This is a genomic window from Paucihalobacter sp. (assembly GCF_036825875.1).
Lineage (GTDB): Bacteria > Bacteroidota > Bacteroidia > Flavobacteriales > Flavobacteriaceae > Paucihalobacter.
In genome coordinates, this window is the sequence record NZ_DAISXK010000067.1 from 1 (window position 1) to 9814 (window position 9814).

The 9814-nt window shown below is 34.8% G+C and carries 9 protein-coding genes; 6 read left to right on the top strand and 3 right to left on the bottom strand.

Annotation, left to right across the window (positions count from 1 at the left end; genetic code table 11):
- A partial coding sequence (locus V7Z48_RS12925; protein WP_334114012.1) for a polyprenyl synthetase family protein occupies positions 1-848 on the top strand: 848 nt, incomplete at its 5' end.
- Positions 848-1195, top strand: a complete 348-nt coding sequence (locus V7Z48_RS12930; RefSeq protein WP_334114013.1) for a hypothetical protein — start codon at positions 848-850, stop codon at positions 1193-1195. The genes V7Z48_RS12925 and V7Z48_RS12930, both read left to right, overlap by 1 nt.
- Here V7Z48_RS12930 and V7Z48_RS12935 read toward each other — a convergent pair.
- On the bottom strand, positions 1192-1731 hold the full coding sequence (locus V7Z48_RS12935; protein ID WP_334114014.1) for an alpha-ketoglutarate decarboxylase: 540 nt from the start codon (positions 1729-1731) through the stop codon (positions 1192-1194). The genes V7Z48_RS12930 and V7Z48_RS12935 overlap by 4 nt on opposite strands.
- Positions 1732-1843: 112 nt before the next feature.
- Between V7Z48_RS12935 and V7Z48_RS12940 the strand changes: the two genes are divergently transcribed.
- A complete protein-coding gene (locus tag V7Z48_RS12940) occupies positions 1844-4600 on the top strand; it encodes a 2-oxoglutarate dehydrogenase E1 component (protein WP_428850098.1) in 2757 nt (918 codons plus the stop codon).
- An 81-nt stretch (positions 4601-4681) separates the two neighbouring features.
- Positions 4682-5914, top strand: coding sequence for a 2-oxoglutarate dehydrogenase complex dihydrolipoyllysine-residue succinyltransferase (gene odhB / locus V7Z48_RS12945; protein ID WP_334114015.1), 1233 nt, complete (start codon positions 4682-4684; stop codon positions 5912-5914).
- Between the two features lie 788 nt (positions 5915-6702).
- Here odhB and V7Z48_RS12950 read toward each other — a convergent pair.
- Entirely contained in the window at positions 6703-7329 is a 627-nt protein-coding gene (locus tag V7Z48_RS12950; RefSeq protein WP_334114016.1) for a response regulator transcription factor, read from the bottom strand.
- A gap of 63 nt (positions 7330-7392) precedes the next feature.
- A complete protein-coding gene (locus V7Z48_RS12955; protein ID WP_334114017.1) occupies positions 7393-7836 on the bottom strand; it encodes a retropepsin-like aspartic protease family protein in 444 nt (147 codons plus the stop codon).
- Positions 7837-7884: 48 nt separating this feature from the next.
- Here V7Z48_RS12955 and V7Z48_RS12960 point away from each other — a divergent pair, with 48 nt between their 5' ends.
- Positions 7885-8652 carry a TatD family hydrolase gene (locus V7Z48_RS12960; protein ID WP_334114018.1) on the top strand — a complete coding sequence of 256 codons (768 nt, stop codon included), beginning with the start codon at positions 7885-7887 and terminating at the stop codon, positions 8650-8652.
- Between the two features lie 3 nt (positions 8653-8655).
- Positions 8656-9684, top strand: coding sequence for an asparaginase (locus tag V7Z48_RS12965; RefSeq protein WP_334114019.1), 1029 nt, complete (start codon positions 8656-8658; stop codon positions 9682-9684).
- Positions 9685-9814: the final 130 nt, after the last annotated feature.

Sequence of the window (9814 nt, forward strand, 5' to 3'; positions counted from 1 at the left end):
GACCAGTTTTAACCTTAATGACAACCGATATTTTTGGCGGTAATTTTAAAGATGGATTAAACGCAGCGCTATGTGTTGAAGTATTTCACAATTTTTCTTTGATTCATGACGATATTATGGACGATGCACCACTACGCAGAGGTCAAGTGACTGTGCATGAAAAATGGGATTTAAATACAGGAATTTTATCAGGTGATGCCATGCTGATTTTGTCGTATAGATTATTAGAATCTTATGAAAACGAACAATTTAAAAGTTTAATGACCTTATTTTCTGAAACGGCACTACAAGTTTGTGAAGGTCAACAATACGATGTAGATTTTGAAACCAGAAACGACGTAATAGTAGATCAATATATTAGAATGATAGCTTACAAAACCGCTGTTTTGGTTGCTGCAGCTATGAAGATGGGCGCAATTATCGCAAAAACGACGCCACAAAACCAAAACTCAATCTATGAATATGGGTACAATTTAGGAATCGCATTCCAACTGCAAGATGATTATTTAGATGCCTTTGGTGACACCGAAACTTTCGGAAAGCAAATTGGTGGTGACATTATTGAAAATAAAAAAACCTATCTATATTTAAAGGCTTTAGAACTTGGTAGCAAAAACGATAAGAAAGTTTTGCTAGAGCTGTTTAACTCTGAATCAAATACTTCCGAAGAAAAAATAAATACCGTTAAGGAGATTTTTGAAACTTCTGGTGCGGTCATTCAAACCAAAGCTGCTATTGAAAGTTACACAAAAAAGGCCTTTTCAGTATTAGAAAACTTAGCTATTTCCGACGAAAAAAAAATGGGCTTAAGGCATTTTGGCGAACAACTTATGCAACGTAAAGTGTAATGCATAAACCTGCCACTTTTCAAGATTTAATTGCCGAAGTTGAGGCTTTGGATCTTTATCAAAAGTTGTTAGTGCAGCTAAATAAAGACCTTTTATTAGCCAATATTAATTTACAGTTTGAAGATGATGTGACGCCACAATTGATGTTTGAAGCATTTCAAGAAGTGGTTTTTCATCTTATTCGAGAAAAATTTAACGACTACCTCAACTTGCTTTACATTGTTGATGTTCCAGAGCGCGATATTAAAAAGTTAGATGGTAGTGATGTTTTTCAACTTTCAAAAACAGTCACTTTTTTGATTTTGAAACGCGAGTGGCAGAAAGTTTGGTATAAAGCTCATTATTAAAAAAACACCCTAACAAATGGCATCCATGCGTTGGCATAAATACTTCTGTTTTCGTCGTAAAGTACGTCATATCTAATCCCGAACATCATATTTCTGTTGCCGTATCCAGCTCCTAAAAATAATGCGGGATACCAATAATTATCGTTGTTAGCTATGTTGTTTTTAAATTTTTGATTCACGTTCAATTGTTCAAATTCACCTGAGACTTGAATTTCAGGAATCACATTGTATAAAGTTATTACGCTACCTCCTAAAACAGTAGAACTGTACACATTTTTCTGACTATTGTAAGTGCCATTTAATCCAATTCCGAATGCCACTTTTGGATTAAATTGATAAATCGCACTCGGCGCTAAAGTGCCACTAAAAAAACCATCGCCAAAACCCAAACCTATACCACCACCATATCTTACATTTGACCAAAATGGGCTTGGATCTGAGGTCGATAATTGCGCTTGACCAATATTTGATATCAAACTACAAAATCCTAATAAAATTAATAGCTTTAAATTCTGTATAATCTTGATTATATGCATTTTTTAAAAGTTTTTAAAGTAATGTTATAAATATAATAAATGCATTTTAAATAATCTTAAAAGTTGTATTTTTACCGAAATTTTGTTGCATCATCAACAACACATACAAATAATGGATAAATATTCCTTTCTTAACGCAGCGCACACGGCCTATTTCGCCGATTTATATGACCAATATTTAATAAATCCTGATAGTGTTGAACCAAGTTGGAGAGCCTTTTTTCAAGGTTACGATTTTGGAAGCGAAAACTATGGACTTTCAGGTGAAATTGTAGAGGGCGTTACAACTCAAATTCCCGAAAACGTTCAAAAAGAATTTCATGTTGTAAAACTGATCGACGCCTATCGGTCACGAGGTCATCTTTTCACCAAAACAAACCCTGTTAGAGAGCGACGTCAATACTCGCCTACTTTAGCAATCGAGAATTTTGGATTAGCACAATCCGATTTGGATACCGTTTTTAATGCTGGTGATATTTTAGGTATTGGTGCTACATCGCTTCGTAATATAATTCAACATTTAGAAGCCATTTACTGCGATTCTATCGGTATAGAATATATGTATATTCGTCAGCCTGAAGAAATTCAGTGGATTCAAAATAAGCTGAATATCAATGATAATCACGGAAAATTTACGCCTGAACAAAAAAAACACATTCTTAAAAAATTAAACGACGCTATATCGTTCGAAACATTTCTTCATACTAAATATGTGGGACAGAAACGATTTTCATTAGAGGGTAACGAATCGTTAATTCCAGCTCTGGATACTTTGATTGAAGAGGCGGCTGGTTTTGGTGTAAAAGAGTTTGTGCTAGGTATGGCTCATAGAGGACGATTAAGCACGTTAACCAATATTTTTGGCAAATCGGCAAAAGATATTTTTAGTGAATTTGATGGCAAGGATTACGACGAGGAAATTTTTGATGGTGATGTTAAATACCATCTCGGCTGGACCAGCGAAAGAGAAACCAGAAACGGTGAACGCATCAATTTAAGCATTGCACCAAATCCTTCACATTTAGAAACGGTAGGAGCCGTAATTGAAGGTATAGCGAGAGCAAAACAAGACCGAGACGACATAACAGATGCTTCGCAAGTGTTACCAATTGCAGTTCACGGCGATGCAGCTATTGCAGGTCAAGGAATTGTGTACGAAATTGTACAAATGGCCAAGCTAGATGGTTACAAAACCAACGGGACTATTCATATTGTAGTAAATAACCAAATCGGATTTACCACAAATTATTTAGATGCGCGCTCAAGTATTTATTGCACCGATATTGGTAAAGTAACCTTGTCTCCGATACTGCATGTAAATGCAGACGATGCCGAGGCTGTTGTGCATGCCGCATCTTTTGCCTTGGCTTTTAGAATGCAATTTAAACGCGACGTTTTCATAGATTTACTAGGATACAGAAAGTACGGTCATAATGAAGGTGATGAGCCAAGATTTACCCAACCAAAACTTTACAAAGCAATCGCTAGTCATAAAAACCCGAGAGACATTTATGCTGAAAAGCTTATCTCTGAAGGAATAATCGATGAAAATTATGTGTCTCAAATAGAAGAAGCTTACAAAACAGGTTTAGAATTAAAACTTGAGGATTCTCGTAAGGAAGAAAAAACAGTCATAACACCTTTTATGCAAAAGCAATGGGAAGCATTTGAGCGTGTAACAGAACAGGAAATGATGAAAGAAGTAAATACTTCTTATCCCACGGAAAACTTAAAACGTATTACCGAAGTTTTATCGCAATTACCAAAGAATAAAAAATTTATTCGAAAAATTCAACGCTTGATAGAGTCCAGACAAACCATGTTTGATGAGAACAAGCTAGATTGGGCAATGGCCGAGCATTTAGCTTATGGTTCGCTTTTAGAAGAAGGATTTAGCGTTAGAATTTCAGGGCAAGATGTTGAACGGGGAACCTTTTCACATCGTCACGCAGTGGTAAAAGTAGAAGACAGTGAGGAAGAAATTATTCTTCATAACAATATAAGTGACAACCAAGGTAAGTTCAATATTTTCAACTCTCTGTTATCCGAATATGGTGTTGTTGGGTTTGATTATGGTTATGCCATGGCGAGTCCAAATACGCTAACCATTTGGGAAGCCCAATTTGGTGACTTTAGCAACGGAGCGCAGATTATGATAGACCAATACATATCTTCAGGAGAAGATAAGTGGAAAACGCAAAACGGATTGGTCATGTTGTTGCCACATGGTTATGAAGGTCAAGGAGCAGAACATTCATCAGGACGTATGGAACGCTATCTGCAACTTTGTGCCAAAGATAATATGTTTGTGGCCGATTGCAGTACACCTGCTAATATGTTTCACTTGTTGCGTAGACAAATGAAGGCCAATTACCGTAAGCCATTAATTGTATTTACACCAAAAAGCTTGTTGAGACATCCACGAGTGGTTTCAACAGTCGATGAATTTGCAAATGGTAGTTTCCAAACTTTAATAGATGATGAAACTGCCAACCCAAAAGACATTAAATCTTTGGTGCTGTTAACGGGAAAGTTTTATTATGATTTGTTAGAGGAAAAAGAAGCGCAAAACAGAAATGATATTGCATTAGTTAGAATAGAGCAGTTATTCCCATTACCAATTAAAGAAATTCTATCAATAATAGAAAAATACAAGAATGCTGAAGAGATAGTTTGGGCACAAGAAGAACCAAAAAATATGGGTGCTTATGCCCATATGTTGATGCACCTTGACGAAGCTAAACAATTTAGATATGCAGGCCGTAGACCTTACAGTGCGCCAGCAGCTGGCAGTTCGACGCGATCAAAAAGACGCCATAAAGAAGTAATTGATTACGTATTTGACAAAACAAAATCAAATCAACGATAAACATAAAAGATGTTGATCTGGCAGAAAGTTCGCCAATCACAAAAGAGGCAAACAAAAAGGATAAAAATAAAATATTAAACAATGATTTTAGAAATGAAAGTGCCTTCACCAGGCGAATCAATCACAGAAGTAGAAATAGCACAATGGTTAGTGCAAGATGGTGATTATGTTGAAAAAGATCAAGCTATTGCTGAAGTAGATAGTGATAAGGCTACCCTAGAATTACCTGCTGAGGCAAGCGGAATCATTACATTGAAAGCTGAAGAAGGCGATGCAGTTGCAGTTGGTGAAGTAGTTTGTTTAATTGATACTTCTGCTGAAAAACCAGAAGGTGAGGTACCAGCAAAAGAGAAAGCACCCGAAAAGGAATCTCCTAAAAAAGAAGAACCTAAATCGAAAACTGATAGTAATTCTAATAAGGCAGAAACGAAAACTTATGCCACTGGAACAGCGAGTCCAGCAGCCAAAAAGATTTTAGCTGAAAAAGGAGTAGAAGCTTCGCAAGTTTCTGGATCAGGAAAGGATGGTCGCATCACCAAAGACGATGCAGTCAATGCCTCCATATCTATGGGAACGCCAACTGGAGGTACTCGTGGTGAATCGCGCTCTAAGTTATCTATGTTACGACGTAAAGTTGCAGAACGATTGGTTTCGGCTAAAAACGAAACAGCCATGCTTACTACTTTTAATGAAGTAGATATGCAACCTATTTTTGATTTGCGTAACGAATACAAAGAAACATTTAAAAACAAACACGGTGTTGGCTTAGGATTTATGAGCTTCTTCACTTTAGCGGTAGTAAGAGCTTTAAAATTATTTCCATCTGTAAATTCAATGATTGACGGAAAGGAAATGATCAGCTATGATTTCTGCGATATCAGTATTGCAGTTTCAGGACCAAAAGGATTGATGGTGCCGGTAATTAGAAATGCCGAAAACTTAAGCTTTAGAGGCGTTGAAGCCGAAGTTAAGCGATTGGCTTTAAGAGCGCGTGATGGGCAAATTACAGTTGATGAAATGACTGGAGGAACCTTCACTATTTCTAATGGTGGCGTTTTTGGAAGTATGCTTTCAACTCCAATTATCAACCCACCGCAGAGTGGAATTTTAGGAATGCACAATATACTAGAACGCCCTGTAGCTATTGATGGTAAGGTTGAAATACGCCCAATTATGTACGTGGCATTATCCTATGACCATAGAATTATAGACGGCAAGGAAAGTGTGAGCTTTTTAGTTGCAGTAAAAGAAGCACTTGAAAATCCGAAAGAATTTTTGATGGATAACAATATTAAAAAAGCATTAGAACTGTAAAAACTGAACGTTATTAAGGTAAAAAAGGCACAATGTTAAAACGTTGTGCCTTTTTTGATAAATAGTAACTAACTATAACTAAAAAAAATTAACTAAAATATTGATAGCAATAACTAAAACAGAACATACAATTACAGTAATTACTAAAATTTTGTTGGTTGGATTGGTTTCATCTTTCACAGTATTCATAGATTTGGATTTGGATAAATCTGGAAGTGAAAGTTCAGACTGAAATCTGAACTTTCATTTTTACTTCACAGACTCAATTGATTAATAGCGTTGCTAATTTCAGCAATAAATAAGCATAAAACAATACGTAGAACTACGTATTTTTTATAAGAATAATCCTACAAAACAAGCTATTTTTATCCTTTTAGTAAAATTGGCCTTCTAGCTAGTCAAAATTTAGGTCTAAATATTTCATAATTTTCAACTAAATCGAAATAATGTTCATTTATAAAATCTTTAAAAATTTTGATGCTTAAGGACAATTGTATAAAATAAACGAGTTCTGCCGTTAAACAGAACTCGTTATCCCTAAAAACTAATAATAACGTTCCCGTATAGAAAAACAGGTCGCAGTTAATATTAATTGCTAAGTTCATAAATAATTTAACGCAGCGCAATACGTAGAACTACGTATATAGAAATTTTATCGATTTATACGCCTTATTGTCAATAGTATAAAAATTAATTTTTTTGTAAAATATTTTGAAGATTATAATTTGGCGATATAAATGAAGAATTTACTTACAATTAAAGGAAGATTTGAAGACGTTTACAAGACCTTACTTCAAAAAATCTTTAAATTCTTTTGCAAAGCCAATTAAGGCGCCATAACTAGAATCTAAATTTAATTTTGTACGAATATGGCTTTTGTGCTTTTCAACGGTTCTAACTGAAATGTTAAGTTCATCAGCTATTTCTTTGGCAGTTTTATTTTTCCCAATACTGGATACAACAATTTTTTCTGTAGGTGTTAGCAATTCTATTTTTTCTGGAACCTGTTCAACTTCAAGTGATTTTTTGAGTTCATCAGGAAAGTGTGTTTTGCCATTTAATGCGGAATGAATACAAGTTTCTAGTTCTAAAAGAGCAAATTCTTTTAAAATATAACCATAAACACCCAATTTTTGGGCAAGTTTAAATGTGCTTTCATGTTTCTCGAATGTTAGTATAATGAGCTTAGTTTCAATTCCTTCGTGCTTGCAGATACTAGCCACATCAAGCCCTGACTGGATAGGCATTTGGATATCTAAAATAGCGATATCTGGTTTGTGAGCTCTTATTAAGGTCATAGCTTCCTTGCCATTTTTTGCCTGCGCTACAATATCAAAATTTTTGTCAGATAGAAATTCAGTTAAACCTTTGAGCATTAATGGATGATCATCAGCAATTACGATTGTTGGGCGCATGTACTATTATTTTCGGGATTGATTATAATATAGGCATAATTCCAAAACATTCAAAAAAAGTAGTTATATAACTTTTAAATAAAGGTATTTTTTTTCGTAATCTATAACTGCCTTCCCTTTTTTCAAAATATCAGCACCGATAATTCCGTCAACAGGTTTGGCCTTTTGGCTCACTAGTCCTTCATTAACATGGGCAAGATTAAACAAAATTATAGGCATTTTTTGTTTTTTCCATTTACCAATTTTTATAGCATTGATTTTTGAGATTTGAGTAGTCATATTACTAGCGCCTGCACCTGTCGCTTTTATTTCGGAATCTTCAATGTTCAAATTGAAATTTTTAGCATTGTGCATTCCCAATAAGGAATTAGACGCTCCGGTATCTAAAATAAAAACGCCTTTAGCACCATTTATAGTTGCCTTAACTTCAAAGTGATTGGTTTTGGTTAGCTTTAATTTAGCCTTGATATAGCCTTGACCTAATAAAAAAGTTTGTAGACTGTCCATTTCATTTTTTTTACAAAGATACTCTTATAAAACAATTATTTTTGCAGAATGATTATAACAGACACGCATACGCATTTATATAGTGAGCAATTCGACAGAGATAGAGATGAAGTTGTGAAAAGAGCACTCGACTTAAATATCAAGCGCTTTTTTATACCAGCTATAGACTCGAATTACACGTCGTCTATGTTAGAACTTGAGAAAAATTACCCCGATAATATGTTTTTAATGATGGGTTTGCATCCCACCTCGGTTAAAGACAATTATAAAGATGAATTGCTTCATGTTGAAAATATGCTAGCCATTAGAAAATTTTATGCGGTTGGCGAGATAGGAATTGATTTGTATTGGGACACTTCCACCTTAAACATACAGCAAGAAGCCTTCAAGTATCAAATTCGCTTAGCTAAAAAATATAAATTACCAATTGTTATTCATTGCAGAGAGGCTTTTGATGAGATTTTTGATGTATTAGAAGGTGAATTTGATGACGATTTATTTGGAATATTTCACTGTTTTACCGGTACTTTCGAACAAGCAAAAAGAGCAATCTCTTTCAATATGAAATTAGGTATAGGTGGTGTGGTAACTTTTAAGAATGGAGGTATTGATCAGTTTTTGAATCAAATAGAATTAAAACACATCGTATTAGAGACCGATTCGCCCTATTTAGCACCAAAACCTTTTAGAGGTAAACGAAATGAAAGCTCATATATAATTAAGGTCGTTGAAAAATTAGCCTTACTTTACAACCTGTCGCCAGAAGAAATTGCCGACATCACAACTGAAAATTCAAAAACCATTTTTGGAGTTTAACTTATGAATGAGAACAAGCCTAAAATTTTATTGATCTATACCGGTGGCACCATCGGGATGATCAAAAATCCTTTAACCGCCAGTTTAGAAGCGTTTAATTTTGATCATTTATTAAAAAATATTCCAGAGTTAAACATTTTGGACTGTGAAATTCAAACTGTTTCATTTAGGGTGCCTATCGATTCCTCTAACATGCATCCGAGATATTGGATTCAAATGGTTGAATTAATTGAGCAGCATTATCACAATTATGATGGTTTTGTTATTCTTCACGGCAGCGACACGATGAGTTATTCGGCTTCGGCATTAAGTTTTATGCTTGAAAATCTTCAGAAGCCTGTAATTTTCACAGGTTCACAACTACCTATCGGTGATTTAAGAACCGATGCTAAGGAGAACTTAATCACATCAATACAAATGGCTTCTTTACGCAATGGTATTGAGCCAGTTATAAAAGAAGTAGGGTTGTATTTTGAATATAAACTGTATAGAGGAAACCGAACCACCAAAATTAATGCAGATCATTTTGAGGCTTTCGAATCCTTGAATTATCCAATGTTGGCAGAATCAGGCGTTCATCTAAAGGTTAATAAAGATTATTTATTTCAACCCCAAAACCAAGAGTTAGTAGTACATAAAACTTTTAACACCAATGTTGCTATAATAAAACTCTTTCCGGGCATTTCGGAATATAGCCTTAATTGTTTTTTAAACAACCCTTCTATTAAAGGTATCATTTTAGAAACCTATGGTGCAGGCAACGCAACAACCGAATCTTGGTTTATAGATTTACTCGTTAATGCTATAAATTCGGGTATCCATATTATCAACGTAACACAATGCTCAGGAGGAAGTGTAGCCATGGGTCAATATGCAACTAGCGAAATCCTTAGAAAAATAGGTGTTATTTCTGGGTTAGACATTACTACTGAGGCGGCAATTACCAAACTGATGTTTTTACTGGGTAAAAATTTCGAATCTAAAGAGTTTAAAACCAATTTTGAAACCTCTTTGCGAGGAGAAATGTCTTAAATTTAATGATAAAAGTTTGAGGCTTTAAATAATTTTTCGTTATTTCAACCCCTGTAATTAAACACAAAGTTTATTTTTAGAGAGGTGGCCGAGTGGTCGAAGGCGCACGCCTGGAAAGTGTGTATACGCC

Excerpts from the sequence above, each read along its gene's own strand:
- V7Z48_RS12930 (WP_334114013.1), top strand. The coding sequence starts at position 848 with ATGCATAAACCTGCCACTTTTCAAGATTTAATTGCCGAAGTTGAGGCT.
- V7Z48_RS12935 (WP_334114014.1), bottom strand. The coding sequence starts at position 1,731 with ATGCATATAATCAAGATTATACAGAATTTAAAGCTATTAATTTTATTA.
- V7Z48_RS12940 (WP_428850098.1), top strand. The coding sequence starts at position 1,844 with ATGGATAAATATTCCTTTCTTAACGCAGCGCACACGGCCTATTTCGCC.
- odhB (WP_334114015.1), top strand. The coding sequence starts at position 4,682 with ATGATTTTAGAAATGAAAGTGCCTTCACCAGGCGAATCAATCACAGAA.
- V7Z48_RS12950 (WP_334114016.1), bottom strand. The coding sequence starts at position 7,329 with ATGCGCCCAACAATCGTAATTGCTGATGATCATCCATTAATGCTCAAA.
- V7Z48_RS12955 (WP_334114017.1), bottom strand. The coding sequence starts at position 7,836 with ATGGACAGTCTACAAACTTTTTTATTAGGTCAAGGCTATATCAAGGCT.
- V7Z48_RS12960 (WP_334114018.1), top strand. The coding sequence starts at position 7,885 with ATGATTATAACAGACACGCATACGCATTTATATAGTGAGCAATTCGAC.
- V7Z48_RS12965 (WP_334114019.1), top strand. The coding sequence starts at position 8,656 with ATGAATGAGAACAAGCCTAAAATTTTATTGATCTATACCGGTGGCACC.